Below are 16729 nucleotides of genomic sequence, written 5' to 3' on the forward strand. Positions count from 1 at the left end.
ACAACAAACAACAAACAACAAACAACAAACAACAAACAACAAACAACAAACAACATTAAATTATGGGTCGTTCTCTCAAAAAAGGTCCGTTTATTGCCGACAGTCTTCTGACTAAGATTGAAAAGTTGAATGCTAAAGGAGAAAAACAGGTAATTAAAACCTGGTCGCGAGCATCAACAATTCTGCCAATGATGGTTGGTCACACGATCGCAGTCCATAATGGACGAACTCACGTACCGATCTTTATCAGCGAACAAATGGTCGGACATAAACTGGGTGAATTTGCGCCTACTCGGACATTTCGGGGACATTCCAAGGGCGATCGCAAAGGCGGTCGTTAGCAGAAGAGTGAAGCAGTTGATCGGAGAAATAATAATGCCTAAAAAACCTTTATATTCCCTCTTATCTCTTGCATCTAACCTCTTACCTCCGCAGCGAAATTACAGAAAATAACACTATGGCAATAGATAATACAGTAGAAACAAAAGCGATCGCACGGTACATTCGGATGTCCCCCTTTAAAGTGAGGCGGGTTCTAGATCAGATTCGGGGACGTTCCTACCGAGAAGCCCTAATCGTTCTCGAATTTATGCCTTACCGGGCTTGCGACCCCATCTTAAAAGTCCTGCGCTCCGCTGTGGCTAATGCCGAACACAACGAGGGTCTCGATCCCACAAAACTCGTGATCAGTCAAGCTTATGCCGACATGGGACCTAGCCTGAAACGCTATCGACCAAGAGCGCAAGGTAGAGCTTATCAAATTCGGAAGCCAACATGTCATATAACTGTGGCTGTTTGCGAAGGGGTTAATCCATAGTAATTGGTGTTGTTAGTTATAAGCGATCGGTTATTTGTCATCCCCAACCAACAACAAACAACCAACAACAAACAACCAACAACAAACAACCAACAACAAACAACTAATAAGGAAAGATTCGTGGGACAGAAAATTAATCCAATTGGTTTTAGACTGGGTATAACTCAAGAACATAGAGCCTGTTGGTATGCTGACAGCAAGCGCTACCCAGAAGTTCTCAAAGAAGACCACAAGATCAGAGGATACGTTAACAAAACCCTCAGTAATGCCGGGATTTCTACCGTTAGGATCGAACGGAAAGCAGACCAAATCGATCTAGAAATCCACACCGCCAGACCAGGCGTTGTCGTTGGTCGCGGGGGAAAAGGAATTGAAGATTTGCGGCTAGGCCTTCAACAAGCCCTAGGCGGAAATCGTCAAATTCGCATCAACGTCGTTGAAATAGCACGAGTAGACGCAGATGCCGAACTGATTGCCGAATACATCGCCCAACAATTAGAGCGAAGAGTTTCGTTCCGTCGAGTGGTACGTCAAGCAATTCAACGTGCCCAAAAAGCCGATGTAAAAGGGATAAAAGTACAAGTTGGCGGTAGGTTAAATGGTGCAGAAATTGCTCGAACCGAGTGGGTGCGTGAAGGAAGAGTTCCCCTACACACACTCAGAGCAGATATTGACTATTCCTGCCGGACAGCCAAAACTATCTACGGAATCCTGGGCGTAAAAGTCTGGATATTCAAAGGAGAAATTATTCCTGGTCAAGAAGAAATAGCAGCTCCTAACGTAGCCCAACCTCGTCGCCGTCAACAAAAACGTCGCCAGCAATTTGAAGATCGTTCAAATGAATAGTTATTAGTTGTTAGTTATTAGTTGTTAGTTATTAGTTATTAGTTGTTAAACCTTAAACAACAAACAACAAACAACAAACAACCAACAACAAACAACAAACAACAAACAACAAGCAACAAACAACCATGTTAAGTCCTAGAAGAACAAAATTTCGCAAACAGCAGCGCGGGAGAATGTCCGGTGTTGCAACTCGCGGCAATACCTTGACCTTTGGTGACTTTGGATTACAAGCCATAGAGCCATCCTGGATTACCGCTCGTCAGATTGAAGCTTCTCGTCGAGCCATGAACCGCTATATCCGTAGAGGTGGTCAAATTTGGATTCGCATTTTCCCTGACAAACCCGTGACAATGCGCCCCGCCGAAACTCGGATGGGTTCCGGTAAAGGTTCTCCAGAGTTTTGGGTAGCAGTGGTAAAACCAGGTCGAATCCTATTTGAAATTGGCGGAGTTACCGAAGAAATTGCTCGCGAAGCGATGCGATTAGCTTCTAACAAATTGCCCATTCACACCAAGTTCATCACCCGCGAAGGGGAACCGGGATAAGTTATGCCTTTGCCCAAGATACAAGACGCTAGAAAGTTAAGCGACAAGGAATTGGCGGATGAAATTTTAGCCGCCAAACGCGAGTTATTTCAATTAAGGATGCAAAAAGCAACCCGAAGATTGGAAAAAACACATCAGTTCAAACAGCTACGCCACAAGATTGGTCAAATGATGACAGTATTGGGGGAACGTAAACTGATTGCGACTAAAGCCTCCCTGGAGTCGCAAAAAACTGAGGCTAAAGCACTGCAAGAAGGAGAAAAATCTGTGGATGCCGAAGCATCAGATAAGTCTCAATCAGACACTCAAGAAGAGGAGTAGACCCCAATGGCAGTTAAAGAACGAGTTGGTCTAGTCGTTAGCGACAAAATGAATAAAACCGTCGTAGTTGCTGTGGAAAATCGCTCTCCCCACCCCAAGTACGGCAAAATCGTATTGCGCACCAAGCGATACAAAGCCCACGACGAAGAAAATGAATGCAAGGAAGGGGATCGGGTTCGGATTCGCGAAACTCGACCTCTTAGTAAGACTAAACGCTGGATTGTTGCAGAAATTATCGGCAAGGGTTCAGATTCATAGAGTTTAGTTATTTGTTGTTAGTTATTTGTTATTTGAAAAACAACCAATAACGAATGTTATTGAAAAATAACCAATAACGAACAACCAACAACAAACAACAAATATAACTCAAAACTTTCTCATGGAGGTGGAAAATGATTCAACAAGAAACTTACCTAAATGTTGCCGACAATAGTGGTGCCCGTAAATTAATGTGCATCCGTGTCTTGGGAGCTGGTAACCGAACTTTTGGCGGTGTTGGTGATGTGATTATTGCCGTCGTCAAAGACGCTATCCCAAACATGGCAATCAAAAAATCAGATGTCGTTAGAGCTGTGATTGTTCGTACTCGCAAGGGCTTACGACGGGACAGCGGTATGAGTATTCGTTTTGACGATAACGCAGCCGTAATCGTCAACGCTGATGGCAACCCTAGAGGAACCCGCGTTTTTGGACCAGTGGCGCGGGAACTGCGGGATAAAAACTTCACCAAAATTGTTTCTCTGGCTCCGGAGGTAATCTGATGACAACTCAATTCAAGGGCAAGAAAAATCCCGGAATAGTCTACAAAATGCACGTCAAAAAAGGTGACACAGTGCAGGTAATTGCGGGTAGGGATAAAGGAAAGGTAGGAGAAATCCTGCGAACAATACCCAAGCAAAGCATGGTTATTGTCAAAGGAGTGAACGTGAAGACCAAGCACGTCAAGCCTCAACAGGAGGGAGAAAGCGGTCAGATTACCACTTTTGAAGGTCCCATCCACAGCTCCAACGTAATGCTTTACTCCGAAAAGCAAAAAGTTGCTAGCCGCATCTGCTACACCTTTGATAAAGAGGGGAAAAAACTACGGATGCTGAAAAAGACAGGTGAAATTATTGATTAATTTGTTTTTTGTTGTTTGTTCTTTGTATATTGCAAGTAACCAATAACAAACAACCAATAGCAAACAACCAATAACAAATAACCAATAACAAACAACAATTCCCTGACCAAGCCCAGGGTTTAAGAGGACAAAAACCATGACAGGAAAGCTGAAAACTCTCTATCAAGAAACGATAGTACCCAAACTCAAAGAACAGTTTAGCTACACCAACATCCATGAAGTTCCGAAAGTAGTTAAAGTTAGCGTCAACCGAGGTTTGGGAGAAGCATCTCAGAATGCCAAAGCGCTGGAATCTTCTTTGAGCGAACTGGCAATCATCACCGGGCAAAAACCAGTGGTGACACGAGCAAAAAAGGCGATCGCAGGATTTAAAATTCGTGAAGGGATGCCCGTCGGTATGATGGTCACCTTACGGGGAGATCGAATGTACTTCTTTCTCGACCGCTTAATCAACTTGGCGTTACCTAGAATTCGGGATTTTCGGGGCGTTAGTCCCAGAAGCTTCGACGGCCGTGGGAACTACACCCTTGGCATTCGAGAGCAACTAATTTTTCCCGAAGTAGAGTACGACAGTGTCGATCAAATTCGTGGCATGGATATTTCAATAATTACAACAGCAAAGACAGATGAAGAGGGTCGCGCTTTACTTAAAGAAATGGGAATGCCATTCCGTGAAAACTAAAGCAGTAAGCATAGGAAAGAAATAATGGCGGCAAACGATACAATTTCAGATATGCTGACCCGCATTCGGAATGCGTGCTTGGTGCGGCATCAAACAACTAATATACCCTCCACAAAAATGACCCGCTCCATTGCCCAGGTCTTGAAAGAGGAAGGCTTTATTGCTGATTTTGAAGAAACAGGTGAAGGGATTAAAAAACTCCTGGTACTGTCTCTGAAATACAAAGGCAAAAACCGCCAACCGATCATAAGAACCTTGAAGCGTGTAAGTAGACCAGGGCTAAGGGTTTACAAAAACCGTAAAGAACTCCCCAAAGTCATGGGTGGCATTGGAATTGCGATTATCTCGACCTCCAGTGGCATCATGACAGATAGAGAAGCACGCCGTCAGGGAGTTGGTGGTGAAGTGCTTTGCTACATCTGGTAAAAAAGTTTTGCAGTTTTAATTTTGAGTTTTGAATTAATATTTGTAACTCAAAACTCCTAACTCAAAACTCCTAACTCAAAACTACTGAAGGAGAATCGAAGTAATGTCGCGGATTGGCAAACGCCCTATAGACATTCCCAGTAAGGTAACCGTCAATATTAACGGTCAAGAGATTGTTGTCAAAGGTCCGAAAGGGGAACTGCAACGACTTTTATCTGAACAAGTTTCGGTTCAGCAAGAAGGGGCACAGTTACAAGTGCTACGGCGGGATGAATCAAGAGTATCCCGTCAGCGCCATGGTCTGTCTCGCACCTTAGTTGCCAATATGGTGGAAGGAGTTTCCACAGGTTTTCAGAAACGCTTGGAAATTCAGGGTGTCGGTTATCGCGCCCAAGTTCAAGGTCGTAACCTCATTTTAAATGTTGGTTACAGCAAACCTGTTGAGATTGTCCCCCCTGAAGGCATCCAAGTGGCAGTTGAAAACAACACCAACGTGCTTGTTAGTGGTATCGATAAAGAAATCGTCGGCAATACTGCAGCCCGCATTCGCGCTGTCCGACCACCAGAAGTATATAAAGGTAAAGGCATTCGTTATGCAGGAGAAATTGTCAGACGTAAAGTTGGTAAATCAGGTAAGAAGTAAATAAAAATGAAGCTTACTCGTAAAGAATCAGTCCACCGGAGACATCGCCGGATACGTCGCAGAGTTGCCGGAACTGCTGAACGCCCTCGTTTAGCAGTATTTCGCTCAAATCAACATATTTACGCCCAGATTATTGATGATAATCTACAACATACCCTAGCAGCCGCTTCCACGATAGACACTGCCCTCAAGTCAGATTTAAAATCTGGTGCGACTTGTGCATCATCAGCCGAAGTAGGGAAGTTGATTGCCCAGCGAGCAATTGAAAAAGGTATCTCCAAGGTAGTCTTTGACCGAGGTGGTAATATTTACCACGGTCGGGTCAAATCCCTGGCAGAAGCCGCCCGCGAAGCTGGACTAGAGTTTTAGAGGGACTAGGGGCTAGGAGCTAGGGCTAATAGTTAAAAATTAGCAATTAGCAATTAGCCATGAGCAATTAGCAATTAGCAATTAGCAAAATTATGACAAATCGTCGCAAAACAAGTCGTGCAAAAGAAAAAGAAACGACATGGCAAGAACGGGTAATCCAAATTCGCCGCGTTAGCAAAGTCGTCAAAGGCGGTAAAAAATTGAGCTTCCGAGCAATTATCGTTGTTGGTAATGAGCGCGGTCAAGTGGGTGTTGGTGTTGGCAAAGCCAGCGATGTGATTGGTGCAGTACGGAAGGGCGTTGCTGATGCCAAAAAGCAATTAATCGATGTTCCCTTGACTAAATCTAACTCCATTCCTCACCAATCTAGCGGGACGGCTGTTGGTGCTAAGGTGATGGTTAGACCTGCTGCACCAGGAACAGGTGTAATTGCTGGTGGAGCAGTACGGACAGTATTGGAGTTGGCTGGAGTTCGCAATATCTTAGCTAAACAACTAGGGTCAAACAACCCTCTGAATAATGCCAGAGCTGCAATTAACGCCCTTGATTCTCTGCGGACTTTTGCCGAAGTTGCCGAAGAACGGGGCGTACCTATTGAGAGACTATACGGTTAGTTGTTAGTTGTTAGTTGTTGGTTGTTTGTTATTAGCCGACAACCAACAACCAATAACCAATAACCAATAACCAATAACCAATAACCAATAACCAATTATGAGAATACATGATTTAGCACCCCAAAAAGGGTCAAAAAAGCGTAAACGTCGCCTCGGTCGTGGTATAAGTGCTGGTCAAGGTGCTAGCAGCGGAAAAGGGATGCGGGGTCAAAAAGCACGAGCAGGTGGCAATACTAGACCAGGATTTGAAGGCGGTCAAATGCCCTTGTATCGCCGTCTGCCCAAGTTAAAGCACTTTACTGTCATCAATCGAAAACATTACACTACAATCAACGTAAGTAAGTTGGGATCGCTTCCTGCCAATACAGAGGTGACTTTAACCTCATTAATGGAGGCAGGCATTGTCACTACCAACGATGGACCGTTGAAAATGTTAGGCGACGGGGACTTAACCGTACCCTTAAACGTCAAAGCCAGTGCCTTCACGGCTGGTGCCCGCCAAAAAATAGAGGCCGCTGGTGGTAGTTGTGAAGTAATAGATGCTTAAACAGCTTATCGGGGTGTCGCGGTAGCTTCTCCTTCCATCACCCTCTCCTATCCTCTTTTAGGTAGCCCCTTATGGTCGTCAGTCGAGATAAAACCCCAACCGCTCAAGAAACATTTATGCAGATGGCACAAGCTGCTGGCCTTAGAGGTCGGCTCCTTGTGACTGTTGGCCTGTTGATTGTAGCTCGCTTCGGTATCTATTTACCCGTACCCGGCATCGACAGAGCCAGGTTTACCGAAGCGGTTAAAGATAGTCCAATTATCGGATTCTTAGACATATTCTCCGGTGGTGGTATTTCTGCCTTGGGGATTTTTGCTCTGGGAATTTTGCCTTTTATTAATGCTTCCATCATCCTGCAATTATTAACCGCTGCCCTCCCTTCTTTGGAAAACCTCCAGAAGAATGAAGGGGAAGCAGGAAGACGCAAGATTTCCCAGATTACTCGCTATGTCGCAGTTGGTTGGGCAGTAGTTCAAAGTATTGGTATCGCTCTCTGGATACAAAACTATGCCAATGCGCCTGGAGTGGTATTTATTACCGAAACAATATTGGCGCTCACGGCAGGCTCTATGTTTGTGATGTGGCTCTCAGAGTTGATCACGGAACGAGGTATTGGTAATGGGGCTTCCCTATTAATTTTCCTCAATATTGTGGCATCTTTACCCCGCACTTTGGGTCAAACTATTGAACTGGCTCAAGCAGGTGGTAGAGAAATGGTGGGGAAAGTAGTACTGCTCCTGATAGTTTTCCTGGTGATGATTGTCGGGATTGTCTTTGTCCAAGAGGGAACCCGCCGCATTCCCATTATCTCAGCTCGACGGCAAGTGGGAAAACGTCTGTACCGAGAACGTACTAGTTATCTGCCGCTACGATTAAATCAAGGTGGTGTGATGCCGATTATTTTTGCATCGGCTGTCTTATTTCTGCCACAATCTTTGGCTGGGTTCACTGGCGGTGAAGGAAGTAATCAATTTTTAGTAGGCGTTAGCAAAGTTCTAGCTCAGGTTTCAACTTATTTGAATCCAAGTGGTCCAACCCCCTGGGTGTATGTCTTGGTTTATTTATTTTTGATTGTCTTCTTCAGCTATTTCTACTCATCCTTGATTGTTAATCCAGTAGATATGTCCCAAAATCTGAAGAAAATGGGAGCTAGTATTCCGGGTATTCGTCCGGGAAAGGCGACAAGTGATTATGTAGAGAGGGTTTTGAATCGACTGACTTTCTTAGGAGCCATTTTCTTGGGATTGGTAGCTGTTGTCCCAACGGCAGTGGAAAGTGCTACCGGAGTCACGACATTTAGGGGAATCGGCGCAACCTCTTTACTGATTTTGGTGGGTGTGGCAATTGACACAGCCAAGCAAATTCAGACTTATGTGATTTCTCAACGCTATGAAGGTATGGTTAAGCAGTAGAGTTGTTGGTTGTTGGTTGTTGGTTGTTAGGAGTTCAAAATTTTGACAGGAACAAAGATAAAAAAAGCAATTGGCTCAAGCCCATTGCTTACAACAAATAACAAATAACAAATAACAAATGGCAAGATTAATATTTTTAGGAGCGCCAGGGGCAGGAAAAGGTACTCAAGCTCAACTCTTAGCTGAATCATTGAATATTCCTCATATTTCTACGGGTGATATTCTACGTGCTGCGATCGCAAATGTTACTCCTCTCGGTGAAAAGGCTCAGTCTTACATGGATAGGGGTGAGTTAGTTCCTGATGATTTGCTCCTGGATTTGATCCGGGAGCGTCTAGCTCAACCGGATACGCAAAACGGTTGGATTTTGGACGGTTTCCCCCGTAATGTCAGTCAAGCGTCTTTCTTGACTGATTTGTTGGCGGAGTTAAATCAAACTTGCGATTATGCTATCAATCTGGAAGTTCCTGATGAGGTACTCATCGAGAGACTTCTTTCAAGAGGACGTAAGGATGATAACCGAGAAACAATTGGCAGGCGTTTGGAAGTATACCGGGAGCAGACAGCACCAGTAATTGGCTTTTATCAGGATAAATCCGCCTTAAAATCCATCAATGGCAATCGTCCCATGGATGAAGTTACCGAGTCTCTCAAAAATCTGATCGATGCCTAATGTCGATCTCGGTAACGAGAATCGCCCCTCCTAAGTTGCTAAGAAAAGGAGAAAGGAAAAACAGACAAGGGAAAAGGCTATTGCCCATTCCCAGCTTGTTTGACCGTAAATTTGATAAAATATGTTAAGTTCTTCTGGACAAAGCTCCAGTATTCTGGATTTAGTTTTGATTAATGAATCTGAGTGAGGTGATAACAAATTGTCTAAACAAGACTTAATTGAAATGGAGGGCACGGTGACGGAATCGTTACCGAATGCCATGTTTAGAGTGGATCTAGACAATGGCTTTAATGTCCTTGCCCATATTTCCGGCAAAATTCGTCGGAACTATATCAAGATATTGCCAGGGGATCGAGTCAAAGTCGAACTAACCCCTTATGACTTGTCCAAAGGTAGGATAACCTATCGACTCCGTAAAAAATAAGGTAAAGAAAAACTTATTGTGATTCAAAGATCTAATACTTTGTCTAAATCTTTGACAAAGTATTCGATAAAATGGTATAATGATGTGCTTGCACTGTTGCCAAAAACGCATGAACTTACCAAAGACCAATGAAAGTTAGAGCATCCGTCCGGAAAATCTGTGAAAAGTGCCGCGTCATTAAGCGTCGCGGTCGAGTCATGGTGATTTGTCAAAACCCCAAACACAAGCAGCGTCAAGGGTAGCTCATAGAATCTACCCAGCACTGTTAATGTTTCAGTGTTAATGTTTCAGTTACTGTTTCATTTACTGTCACCGTCTCAGTTGTAGCACAAAACAAAGAAGAGGGAGAAAAGAGTGGCGAGGATTGCCAGTGTAGACCTGCCGCGTGATAAACGCATAGAAATCGGTCTAACCTACATCTATGGAATTGGTCCGTCTCGAGCAAGAGAAATTTTGAAAGCGACTGGGGTCAATCCCGATATTAGGGTTAAAGATCTAAATGATGCCGATTTAGCTGCTCTCAGAGTAGCCGTAGAAACGAACTATCAGGTTGAGGGGGATCTGAGGCGCTGGGAGGGAATGAATATCAAGCGCCTCGTTGATATCGGAACCTATCGCGGTCGTCGTCATCGATTGGGGCTGCCCGTGCGGGGTCAACGAACTCGCACCAATGGTAGAACCCGTAGAGGCCGCCGCGTTACCATCGCTGGTAAGAAAAAGGCACCCGCTAAGAAGTAAAACTTCCCAATCGAATCAGTTGTGGCAATCACTAATAGAGTCAACTAAAGCGACATGGCGCGACCAACTAAAAAAACTGGTACAAAAAAGCAGAAACGCAACGTCCCAAACGGAGTGGCTTTCATCCAGTCTACCTTCAACAACACTATCGTCACGATCGCTGACACCAGAGGCGACGTAGTTTCATGGGCATCAGCAGGCTCAAGTGGCTTTAAAGGAGCCAAAAAAGGCACACCTTTTGCCGCTCAAACAGCCGCTGACGGTGCAGCTCGCCGAGCTATGGATCAAGGGATGCGTCAGATTGAAGTGATGGTAAGCGGTCCGGGTGCGGGTCGAGAAACCGCAATTCGGGCACTGCAAGGGGCGGGGCTGGAAATCACCCTAATTCGGGATGTAACGCCAATTCCCCATAACGGCTGTCGTCCCCCTAAGCGACGGAGAGTGTAGAAAAGGAGATGGGAATTGGAAATTAGCAAGAGGTGGAAATATAGTTTTTTGGATCAAATAAAAAACATCGATTCAGCCAGCAAAGTTACATTCCCCATTAGAGTTTTTCAACAACTGTCAGCTAGAAATTGTTTTAGACCAAACCAACCCGATTGGATCTTCAATTGCGGGTCGATTGCACCAAATTTTGGGTCAGGAGTAACATTTTCCGCAAACCTACTTGAGTGCTTTTGGTAGGGTCCTATAAATAAGGAGGGAGGTCACTGGAGTGGCGCAGTTTCAAATTGAGTGTGTAGAGTCTAAAACACTAAAGAATCAGAGTCAATATAGCAAATTTGTCTTGGAGCCTCTGGAACGCGGTCAAGGGACGACAGTTGGCAACGCATTAAGGCGTGTACTCCTGTCTAACCTAGAAGGGACTGCCGTCACCGCTGTCCGGATTGCTGGTGTAAATCACGAATTTGCAACAATTGAAGGGATTAGAGAGGACGTTCTGGAAATTCTCCTGAATATGAAGGAAATTGTCCTCAAAAGCTATTCCCCTGGACCTCATATTGGTCGAGTCTCAATTACTGGTCCATCCACAGTGAGATCCGCTCAGTTCGAGCTTCCATCAGAAGTGGAAATCGTCGATCCAGGTCAATATGTCGCAACTCTAGCAGATGGAGCTAGGCTGGAGTTGGAATTTCGTATTGAACGAGGAAAAGGATATCGTGCTGTAGAACGAGGGCGTGACGATAACTCCTCCGTAGACTTTTTACAAATTGACGCTGTATTTATGCCAGTAACTAAGGTTAATTATAGCGTTGAGGATGTGCGAGTTGATGGTTCTGCAGAAAAAGATCGATTGCTATTAGAAGTTTGGACAAATGGCAGTTTTAGTCCTCAAGAAGCCCTGAGTCAATCTGCTACTATTCTGGTGGAGTTATTCAATCCCCTAAAAGATATTGAAATCAAGCCAGGGATTGGAGATACTCCTGATAATGCAGATCCAACCAGCCAAATTCCGATTGAAGAATTACAACTTTCAGTCCGGGCTTATAACTGTCTGAAGCGGGCACAAATTAACTCTGTCGCTGACTTACTCGATTACAGCCAGGAAGATCTCCTGGAAATCAAAAACTTCGGACAAAAGTCGGCAGAAGAAGTTATTGAAGCTTTGCAAAAGCGGTTAGGAATTACACTGCCACACGAAAAAACAGTTAAACCTGGCTAAAATGAATGTTTGTTGTTTGTTGTTAGTTATTGGGAGTTAGTTATTGGTGGTTAGTTAGTAGTTGTTAGTTAGTAGCAAAACAACGAACAAAAAACAAAAAACAAAAAACAAACAAAAAACAACCAACAACAAACAACCAACAACTACGAGAGGGAGGAAAGAAAATGCGTCATGGTTGTCGCGTCCCAAAACTGGGAAAACCCGCTGACCAACGTCGGGCGTTACTGAGAAGTCTGGCAACTGAACTAATTCGTCATGGTCGAATTACTACGACTATGATCCGAGCAAAAGCAGTCCGCTCAGAAGTAGAAAAAATGGTGACATTGGCGAAAAACGGCTCCCTAGCCGCACGTCGTCAAGCTATTGGCTATATCTACGATAAGCAGTTAGTTCACTCTCTATTTGAGGGAGCCAAGGATAGATATGGCGATCGCAACGGCGGATATACTCGTATCCTGAGAACCGTGCCCCGTCGCGGTGATAATGCTAAAATGGCAATTATCGAGTTGGTTTGAGGATTAGTTGTTGGTAATTGGTTGTTCGTTTTTTGTTGTTTGTGGGAGAGTTTTGGAGAGCTAAAAAGCAATTGCCAATGACTAATAACAAACAACAAACAACCAAGAACCAACAACCAACAACTAACAACCAATCGCGAATTGCCTTGGTAATCCAATACCTAGGTACTAATTTTTACGGTTGGCAACGGCAACTCCGTCATCGCACCGTACAAGAGGAAATAGAAAAACTCCTCTTGAGTATAGAACAGCGACCAGTAACTCTGTACGGTGCTGGTCGCACGGATACGGGAGTTCATGCGGCTGCTCAGGTAGCCCATTTTAATACCACCCTGCCAATACCAGCCCATCGGTGGCGTGATGTTCTCAATAAAAGCTTGCCAGAGGATATCCTAATTCGAGCGTCCGCATTGGTACCACCAGATTGGCACGCTCGTTTCTCCGCCAGTTACCGTCGCTATCGATACACCATCTATACGGACGCTCGACCAAACTTGTTTGTGCGACCCTATAGTTGGCATTATTATTACGAACCCCTGAATGAATCCCGCATCCAGGAAGCATTAAATCCCCTAATTGGCAAGCACGAATTGACGGCATTTCACCGCTCCAATTCCGCACGAAAGCATTCTTGGGTAGATGTTCAAGAAGCTCAATGTTACCGCAATGGCTCATTTCTTTATATAGAAATACAGGCTAACGGATTTTTGTACGGTATGGTGCGCCTATTAGTAGGAATGCTGGTACAAGTAGGAAGGGGACTGCGCGAGCCTGATGAGTTTACCGAAATTTGGGTAAACCAGCGCCGGGAAGAAGTAAAATACGCCGCCCCAGCTAAGGGACTGTGTTTATTGCGAGTTGGATACCCCGACTCACCCTTTGATCGAGAAATTTGGTTTGATACCCAGCCCAAGTTTCTCTTGCCCCAAATCCCAGACCAATTCTCCATTAAGTGAAATCCTAACCCTAGAAGCACAGAAAAAGACAGATGGAAAAAACTTACCTTCCCCCAATCGACTCCCTCGAACGCAATTGGTATATCGTAGATGCAGAAAACCAGCGTCTCGGTAGACTAGCCAGTGAAATTGCCACAATTTTGAGGGGAAAAAATAAACCCACCTTCACCCCTCACATGGATACAGGTGACTTCGTGATTGTTGTTAATGCCGAAAAAGTCCTGGTGACTGGCAAAAAACGGACTCAGAAGCTCTATCGCCGTCATTCAGGCCGTCCAGGTGGGATGAAGACGGAAACATTTGCCAAATTGCAAGTCCGCCTACCAGAGCGAATTATCGAACGCGCAGTTAAAGGGATGCTACCAAAAAATTCTCTCGGTGCAAAACTCTTTACTAAGCTAAAAGTTTATGCGGGAGATAATCATCCCCATTCAGCTCAAAAACCCCAGACTTTAACCATTAACACGATTCCAGGAGAAAATTAATGCCAACATTAGATTTAAGCGATCGCGTCGTATACTGGGGCACTGGTCGTCGGAAGTCTTCAGTAGCACGGGTACGTCTAGTTCCCGGTACAGGTAAGCTGGTTGTTAACGATCGTCCAGGCGATTCCTATTTTAACTTCAATCCCGCTTACCTAGCAGCCACTAAAGCCCCACTGGAAACCCTTGGTCTAGAAAATGATTATGACATCTTGGTTAAGGCTCATGGTGGTGGCTTAACTGGCCAAGCTGACTCTGTTCGCTTGGGTGTCGCGAGAGCATTGTGCCAACTTGATCCGGAAAATCGTTCACCCTTAAAAATAGAAGGGTATTTGACTCGGGACCCACGGGCAAAAGAACGGAAGAAATACGGGTTACATAAAGCTCGTAAAGCACCTCAGTACTCGAAGCGGTAAGTCGTTTTCTTTGGGATTTTGGATGGGGTATTTACTAATCTAAAATCCCATTTTTTTTATAGCTGCTAATGGTGGAGAAAAAAAAATTTTTAACAATTAACAATTAGTAATTGGCAATTATTAGTAGATAAAATTTAGGATTTTGTCAAGTCATTTTCTGGAAAGGTATTCGCCGATTGCCAGATTGAGATTTTGGTATTGAGACTATCAATAGTTTCGCCAGCAAAGAGTCGATCTTTGATTTCCAAGTAGTCTGTCGGTTGCCATAACAGATCTCCCAAAAAGATGGCAGCTTTAGCAATGCCGAGGCGATCGATCAAAACAGCGATCGCTTCGTGACGCACATCGTCACTTTTGGGTAGAGTTGGAATTGAGATAGTGTTCATTTATTCCCCCTTGGTAGTGATTTTTAGGATAAACTCGACTGGATTGAGGAGAGACATAGCTCCTTTGTAGCGCTTGATCAGGCGATCGTCACAGGTGATGAAGTAATCAGTAACTAAAGCCTCCTCGCAGGCAATGTGGAGAGCATCTACTGAGGCTATTCTATCAGTGCTTTCCAGTTGGCGACCTCTAACTATAATTTCAGGTGCCAATGTTTGGTATGCTTTAGCTTGCTGTAGAATTCGTACTGCTATATCCTGCCGTTCGCGGTAAGGGTTTTGGGAAATTTCATAAGCAAGAACAGCCGATGCGACTAAATCAATCGTACTCGTTTCTATCAACAGTAATATGGCTTCTACCGCTTTGGCTTCTAAAGAAATCCGCATTTGCGAGCGATCGTCAAAAATCCGATTGAGGGCGCTGGTATCGAGGTAGATGTTCATAGGTTGGTGTTTCTCTACTGCAAGCACCACTCATCGAAAAACGAGAGGGGAGCAGGAAATCATGCTCCCCCTTCCCTAACCAGGGAAGGGGGCTGGGGGGTTAGGTTTTTGCCAAGCTCGATCGTGGTGCAAGATGTGAGGCAGGATAAGACGCACGCTCCAAGCTCCATGGGCAAAGCCATCGCAATTTCATTAATGTTTGTGACAAATCTCGCTCTTTCCTAGCTTCCTGGAAAAGGGGGAAATATAATATAGGTTTTTAATATTTATAGTAAAAACCATGGCAGAGCAAGTTTTAAAAGAACGTTACGCCATTCAGCAACAGCTAGGTAAAAATGCTGGACGACAAACTTGGCTGGCGCGGGACTTACAAACTGAGGAGTTAGTCGCAATTAAAATCCTCACTTTTGGTGCAGATTTTCAATGGGAAGATCTAAAACTATTTGAACGAGAAGCAGAAGCTTTACAATCGCTCTCCCATCCCGCAATTCCTCGTTATTTAGACCATTTTGAATTCCAGACTCGTAAGACTAAAGGTTTTGCCCTAGTACAAAACTATATCGAAGCTAAATCTCTGGCAGAATGGGTCAAGTTGGGACGGACTTTTAACGAAGATGAAATCAAGCAACTGGCTAGAGATTTACTGGAAATATTGATATATTTGCACGGACAAAATCCCCCAGTAATTCATCGGGATATTAAGCCGAGTAATATTTTATTAGGAGAAGAATCCCCCCTCGATCAAAAACTCTCCACCCTTAATAAGGGGGGCTGGGAGGGTCAAGTTTATTTAGTTGATTTTGGCTCAGTCCAAACCTTAGCAGCAAGAGAAGGTAGCACCTTTACTGTAGTAGGAACTTATGGATATATGCCCCCCGAACAATTTGGCGGACGTGGTGTTCCCGCTTCGGATCTTTATGGCTTAGGTGCAACATTAATTTACTTAGTAACAGGAACCCATCCAGCGGAGTTACCGCAAGAGGATTTGCGGATTAAGTTTGAGCCAAAAATTTATCTCAGTTCAGATTTTGTTGACTGGATAGAGTGGATGACGGAACCTGATTTAAAGCGTCGTTTAACTTCTGCTGGGGAGGCATTAAAGGCACTGGAAAAACCGGGGGAAAAAGAGGGTAAATATTCGGTTGTGTCAAAACCTACTGGGAGTAAGGTTCAATTGAAGAAAGATCGGAATAATTTGGAGATTATCGTTCCTATTCATTGGACAGATGTTAATGGAATCGGCTGTTTTAGCATAGTTTTTATTTTATTGATATGCTTCTGTTTCTCCTTATTATTATGGATATTGATAATGCAGTTTATTTCCCATTTGTTCGGTATATCAATACTGTCAGGTTTTGGAGGTTATTTATTTTTGTTTATCTTTATATTTTTATCATGGGTAACCATCAAACCTCGTAATCGCTTGCGGATCGATCGACAACAAATTTATCAACGAATTTATTTCAATTACAATTGGTTTGGTTATAATAATATGCCTCCAAGTCCAAGGTGGGCTATTTGTAAATTAAGAATTTCAGACATTTACTATAATAAAAACTCTCGTGTTGGTCGCAACATTCAGATTTGGGCAGGAATCCGAGAATATAAACTTATTACCAAAGATCTCACCAATGGCGAAGTTGATTGGATAGCACATGAACTCAGCGAGTGGTTAAATTTGCCTATTACTTAA

Annotated in this window: 28 protein-coding genes; 26 read left to right on the forward strand and 2 right to left on the reverse strand. The window is 44.0% G+C overall.

The features are described from left to right. The first annotated feature begins 62 nt into the window (after nucleotides 1-62). The 25 genes from rpsS to rpsI all read left to right on the forward strand — a co-directional run bounded on the left by rpsS (nucleotide 63) and on the right by rpsI (nucleotide 14209). On the forward strand, nucleotides 63-341 hold the full coding sequence (rpsS, locus tag NJ959_RS05000) for a 30S ribosomal protein S19 (protein WP_254010653.1): 279 nt from the start codon (nucleotides 63-65) through the stop codon (nucleotides 339-341). A gap of 116 nt (nucleotides 342-457) precedes the next feature. Further along, nucleotides 458-817 carry a 50S ribosomal protein L22 gene (gene rplV, locus NJ959_RS05005; RefSeq protein ID WP_254010654.1) on the forward strand — a complete coding sequence of 120 codons (360 nt, stop codon included), beginning with the start codon at nucleotides 458-460 and terminating at the stop codon, nucleotides 815-817. A gap of 120 nt (nucleotides 818-937) precedes the next feature. Further along, complete coding sequence (gene rpsC, locus NJ959_RS05010) at nucleotides 938-1663, forward strand: 30S ribosomal protein S3 (protein WP_254010689.1); 726 nt, start codon at nucleotides 938-940, stop codon at nucleotides 1661-1663. 125 nt (nucleotides 1664-1788) lie between these two features. Then, on the forward strand, nucleotides 1789-2208 hold the full coding sequence (gene rplP / locus NJ959_RS05015) for a 50S ribosomal protein L16 (RefSeq protein ID WP_254010655.1): 420 nt from the start codon (nucleotides 1789-1791) through the stop codon (nucleotides 2206-2208). Between the two features lie 3 nt (nucleotides 2209-2211). Beyond that, entirely contained in the window at nucleotides 2212-2529 is a 318-nt protein-coding gene (gene rpmC / locus NJ959_RS05020) for a 50S ribosomal protein L29 (RefSeq protein ID WP_254010656.1), read from the forward strand. 6 nt (nucleotides 2530-2535) lie between these two features. Then, the gene (rpsQ, locus tag NJ959_RS05025; protein WP_254010657.1) at nucleotides 2536-2787 is read left to right on the forward strand and encodes a 30S ribosomal protein S17; all 252 of its coding nucleotides are present in this window, start codon (nucleotides 2536-2538) and stop codon (nucleotides 2785-2787) included. Between the two features lie 134 nt (nucleotides 2788-2921). Continuing rightward, nucleotides 2922-3290 (forward strand): 50S ribosomal protein L14, encoded by a 369-nt coding sequence (rplN, locus tag NJ959_RS05030; protein WP_254010658.1) that lies wholly within the window; start codon nucleotides 2922-2924, stop codon nucleotides 3288-3290. Next, nucleotides 3290-3649, forward strand: a complete 360-nt coding sequence (rplX, locus tag NJ959_RS05035; RefSeq protein WP_254010659.1) for a 50S ribosomal protein L24 — start codon at nucleotides 3290-3292, stop codon at nucleotides 3647-3649. Before rplN ends, rplX begins: the two co-directional genes overlap by 1 nt. A 136-nt stretch (nucleotides 3650-3785) precedes the next feature. Continuing rightward, nucleotides 3786-4331 carry a 50S ribosomal protein L5 gene (gene rplE, locus NJ959_RS05040; protein ID WP_254010660.1) on the forward strand — a complete coding sequence of 182 codons (546 nt, stop codon included), beginning with the start codon at nucleotides 3786-3788 and terminating at the stop codon, nucleotides 4329-4331. Nucleotides 4332-4355: 24 nt separating this feature from the next. Further along, nucleotides 4356-4757, forward strand: a complete 402-nt coding sequence (gene rpsH, locus NJ959_RS05045; RefSeq protein WP_254010661.1) for a 30S ribosomal protein S8 — start codon at nucleotides 4356-4358, stop codon at nucleotides 4755-4757. A 103-nt stretch (nucleotides 4758-4860) separates the two neighbouring features. Continuing rightward, a complete protein-coding gene (rplF, locus tag NJ959_RS05050) occupies nucleotides 4861-5400 on the forward strand; it encodes a 50S ribosomal protein L6 (protein ID WP_254010662.1) in 540 nt (179 codons plus the stop codon). 6 nt (nucleotides 5401-5406) lie between these two features. After that, on the forward strand, nucleotides 5407-5769 hold the full coding sequence (gene rplR, locus NJ959_RS05055) for a 50S ribosomal protein L18 (RefSeq protein ID WP_254010663.1): 363 nt from the start codon (nucleotides 5407-5409) through the stop codon (nucleotides 5767-5769). Between the two features lie 92 nt (nucleotides 5770-5861). After that, nucleotides 5862-6383: a 30S ribosomal protein S5 gene (gene rpsE / locus NJ959_RS05060; RefSeq protein ID WP_254010664.1), complete on the forward strand. Its 522-nt coding sequence runs from the start codon at nucleotides 5862-5864 to the stop codon at nucleotides 6381-6383. 97 nt (nucleotides 6384-6480) lie between these two features. Next, nucleotides 6481-6930, forward strand: coding sequence for a 50S ribosomal protein L15 (rplO, locus tag NJ959_RS05065; protein ID WP_254010665.1), 450 nt, complete (start codon nucleotides 6481-6483; stop codon nucleotides 6928-6930). A 71-nt stretch (nucleotides 6931-7001) separates the two neighbouring features. Further along, nucleotides 7002-8342, forward strand: a complete 1341-nt coding sequence (gene secY, locus NJ959_RS05070) for a preprotein translocase subunit SecY (protein WP_254010666.1) — start codon at nucleotides 7002-7004, stop codon at nucleotides 8340-8342. Between the two features lie 118 nt (nucleotides 8343-8460). After that, nucleotides 8461-9015 (forward strand): adenylate kinase, encoded by a 555-nt coding sequence (locus NJ959_RS05075; protein ID WP_254010667.1) that lies wholly within the window; start codon nucleotides 8461-8463, stop codon nucleotides 9013-9015. A 199-nt stretch (nucleotides 9016-9214) separates the two neighbouring features. Continuing rightward, the gene (gene infA, locus NJ959_RS05080; protein ID WP_006196724.1) at nucleotides 9215-9439 is read left to right on the forward strand and encodes a translation initiation factor IF-1; all 225 of its coding nucleotides are present in this window, start codon (nucleotides 9215-9217) and stop codon (nucleotides 9437-9439) included. Nucleotides 9440-9567: 128 nt separating this feature from the next. Continuing rightward, complete coding sequence (rpmJ, locus tag NJ959_RS05085; RefSeq protein WP_254010668.1) at nucleotides 9568-9681, forward strand: 50S ribosomal protein L36; 114 nt, start codon at nucleotides 9568-9570, stop codon at nucleotides 9679-9681. Between the two features lie 112 nt (nucleotides 9682-9793). Beyond that, entirely contained in the window at nucleotides 9794-10177 is a 384-nt protein-coding gene (gene rpsM, locus NJ959_RS05090) for a 30S ribosomal protein S13 (RefSeq protein ID WP_254010669.1), read from the forward strand. 54 nt (nucleotides 10178-10231) lie between these two features. Next, on the forward strand, nucleotides 10232-10624 hold the full coding sequence (gene rpsK / locus NJ959_RS05095) for a 30S ribosomal protein S11 (RefSeq protein ID WP_254010670.1): 393 nt from the start codon (nucleotides 10232-10234) through the stop codon (nucleotides 10622-10624). Nucleotides 10625-10892: 268 nt separating this feature from the next. Further along, nucleotides 10893-11840 (forward strand): DNA-directed RNA polymerase subunit alpha, encoded by a 948-nt coding sequence (locus NJ959_RS05100; protein WP_254010671.1) that lies wholly within the window; start codon nucleotides 10893-10895, stop codon nucleotides 11838-11840. A 164-nt stretch (nucleotides 11841-12004) separates the two neighbouring features. Beyond that, entirely contained in the window at nucleotides 12005-12355 is a 351-nt protein-coding gene (gene rplQ, locus NJ959_RS05105) for a 50S ribosomal protein L17 (protein WP_254010672.1), read from the forward strand. 77 nt (nucleotides 12356-12432) lie between these two features. Continuing rightward, nucleotides 12433-13311: a tRNA pseudouridine(38-40) synthase TruA gene (gene truA / locus NJ959_RS05110; RefSeq protein WP_254010673.1), complete on the forward strand. Its 879-nt coding sequence runs from the start codon at nucleotides 12433-12435 to the stop codon at nucleotides 13309-13311. Between the two features lie 32 nt (nucleotides 13312-13343). Beyond that, nucleotides 13344-13796, forward strand: a complete 453-nt coding sequence (rplM, locus tag NJ959_RS05115; RefSeq protein WP_254010674.1) for a 50S ribosomal protein L13 — start codon at nucleotides 13344-13346, stop codon at nucleotides 13794-13796. After that, nucleotides 13796-14209: a 30S ribosomal protein S9 gene (rpsI, locus tag NJ959_RS05120; RefSeq protein WP_254010675.1), complete on the forward strand. Its 414-nt coding sequence runs from the start codon at nucleotides 13796-13798 to the stop codon at nucleotides 14207-14209. The genes rplM and rpsI overlap by 1 nt, the downstream gene beginning before the upstream one ends. A 134-nt stretch (nucleotides 14210-14343) precedes the next feature. Here rpsI and NJ959_RS05125 read toward each other — a convergent pair whose 3' ends face one another. Beyond that, nucleotides 14344-14595, reverse strand: coding sequence for a hypothetical protein (locus NJ959_RS05125; RefSeq protein WP_254010676.1), 252 nt, complete (start codon nucleotides 14593-14595; stop codon nucleotides 14344-14346). After that, complete coding sequence (locus NJ959_RS05130; RefSeq protein ID WP_254010677.1) at nucleotides 14596-15036, reverse strand: PIN domain-containing protein; 441 nt, start codon at nucleotides 15034-15036, stop codon at nucleotides 14596-14598. It lies immediately after the preceding gene. Between the two features lie 280 nt (nucleotides 15037-15316). Between NJ959_RS05130 and NJ959_RS05135 the strand changes: the two genes are divergently transcribed. Continuing rightward, complete coding sequence (locus tag NJ959_RS05135; RefSeq protein ID WP_254010678.1) at nucleotides 15317-16729, forward strand: serine/threonine protein kinase; 1413 nt, start codon at nucleotides 15317-15319, stop codon at nucleotides 16727-16729.

The organism is Limnofasciculus baicalensis BBK-W-15 (assembly GCF_024178385.1).
In the GTDB taxonomy this organism is placed as follows: domain Bacteria; phylum Cyanobacteriota; class Cyanobacteriia; order Cyanobacteriales; family Coleofasciculaceae; genus Limnofasciculus; species Limnofasciculus baicalensis.

What these genes read in the sequence shown, in the direction of transcription:
- rpsS (WP_254010653.1), top strand. Translation starts at nt 63, where the DNA reads ATGGGTCGTTCTCTCAAAAAAGGTCCGTTTATTGCCGACAGTCTTCTG.
- rplV (WP_254010654.1), top strand. Translation starts at nt 458, where the DNA reads ATGGCAATAGATAATACAGTAGAAACAAAAGCGATCGCACGGTACATT.
- rplP (WP_254010655.1), top strand. Translation starts at nt 1,789, where the DNA reads ATGTTAAGTCCTAGAAGAACAAAATTTCGCAAACAGCAGCGCGGGAGA.
- rpmC (WP_254010656.1), top strand. Translation starts at nt 2,212, where the DNA reads ATGCCTTTGCCCAAGATACAAGACGCTAGAAAGTTAAGCGACAAGGAA.
- rpsQ (WP_254010657.1), top strand. Translation starts at nt 2,536, where the DNA reads ATGGCAGTTAAAGAACGAGTTGGTCTAGTCGTTAGCGACAAAATGAAT.
- rplN (WP_254010658.1), top strand. Translation starts at nt 2,922, where the DNA reads ATGATTCAACAAGAAACTTACCTAAATGTTGCCGACAATAGTGGTGCC.
- rplX (WP_254010659.1), top strand. Translation starts at nt 3,290, where the DNA reads ATGACAACTCAATTCAAGGGCAAGAAAAATCCCGGAATAGTCTACAAA.
- rplE (WP_254010660.1), top strand. Translation starts at nt 3,786, where the DNA reads ATGACAGGAAAGCTGAAAACTCTCTATCAAGAAACGATAGTACCCAAA.
- rpsH (WP_254010661.1), top strand. Translation starts at nt 4,356, where the DNA reads ATGGCGGCAAACGATACAATTTCAGATATGCTGACCCGCATTCGGAAT.
- rplF (WP_254010662.1), top strand. Translation starts at nt 4,861, where the DNA reads ATGTCGCGGATTGGCAAACGCCCTATAGACATTCCCAGTAAGGTAACC.
- rplR (WP_254010663.1), top strand. Translation starts at nt 5,407, where the DNA reads ATGAAGCTTACTCGTAAAGAATCAGTCCACCGGAGACATCGCCGGATA.
- rpsE (WP_254010664.1), top strand. Translation starts at nt 5,862, where the DNA reads ATGACAAATCGTCGCAAAACAAGTCGTGCAAAAGAAAAAGAAACGACA.
- rplO (WP_254010665.1), top strand. Translation starts at nt 6,481, where the DNA reads ATGAGAATACATGATTTAGCACCCCAAAAAGGGTCAAAAAAGCGTAAA.
- secY (WP_254010666.1), top strand. Translation starts at nt 7,002, where the DNA reads ATGGTCGTCAGTCGAGATAAAACCCCAACCGCTCAAGAAACATTTATG.
- NJ959_RS05075 (WP_254010667.1), top strand. Translation starts at nt 8,461, where the DNA reads ATGGCAAGATTAATATTTTTAGGAGCGCCAGGGGCAGGAAAAGGTACT.
- rpmJ (WP_254010668.1), top strand. Translation starts at nt 9,568, where the DNA reads ATGAAAGTTAGAGCATCCGTCCGGAAAATCTGTGAAAAGTGCCGCGTC.
- rpsK (WP_254010670.1), top strand. Translation starts at nt 10,232, where the DNA reads ATGGCGCGACCAACTAAAAAAACTGGTACAAAAAAGCAGAAACGCAAC.
- rplQ (WP_254010672.1), top strand. Translation starts at nt 12,005, where the DNA reads ATGCGTCATGGTTGTCGCGTCCCAAAACTGGGAAAACCCGCTGACCAA.
- truA (WP_254010673.1), top strand. Translation starts at nt 12,433, where the DNA reads ATGACTAATAACAAACAACAAACAACCAAGAACCAACAACCAACAACT.
- rplM (WP_254010674.1), top strand. Translation starts at nt 13,344, where the DNA reads ATGGAAAAAACTTACCTTCCCCCAATCGACTCCCTCGAACGCAATTGG.
- rpsI (WP_254010675.1), top strand. Translation starts at nt 13,796, where the DNA reads ATGCCAACATTAGATTTAAGCGATCGCGTCGTATACTGGGGCACTGGT.
- NJ959_RS05125 (WP_254010676.1), bottom strand. Translation starts at nt 14,595, where the DNA reads ATGAACACTATCTCAATTCCAACTCTACCCAAAAGTGACGATGTGCGT.
- NJ959_RS05130 (WP_254010677.1), bottom strand. Translation starts at nt 15,036, where the DNA reads ATGAACATCTACCTCGATACCAGCGCCCTCAATCGGATTTTTGACGAT.
- NJ959_RS05135 (WP_254010678.1), top strand. Translation starts at nt 15,317, where the DNA reads ATGGCAGAGCAAGTTTTAAAAGAACGTTACGCCATTCAGCAACAGCTA.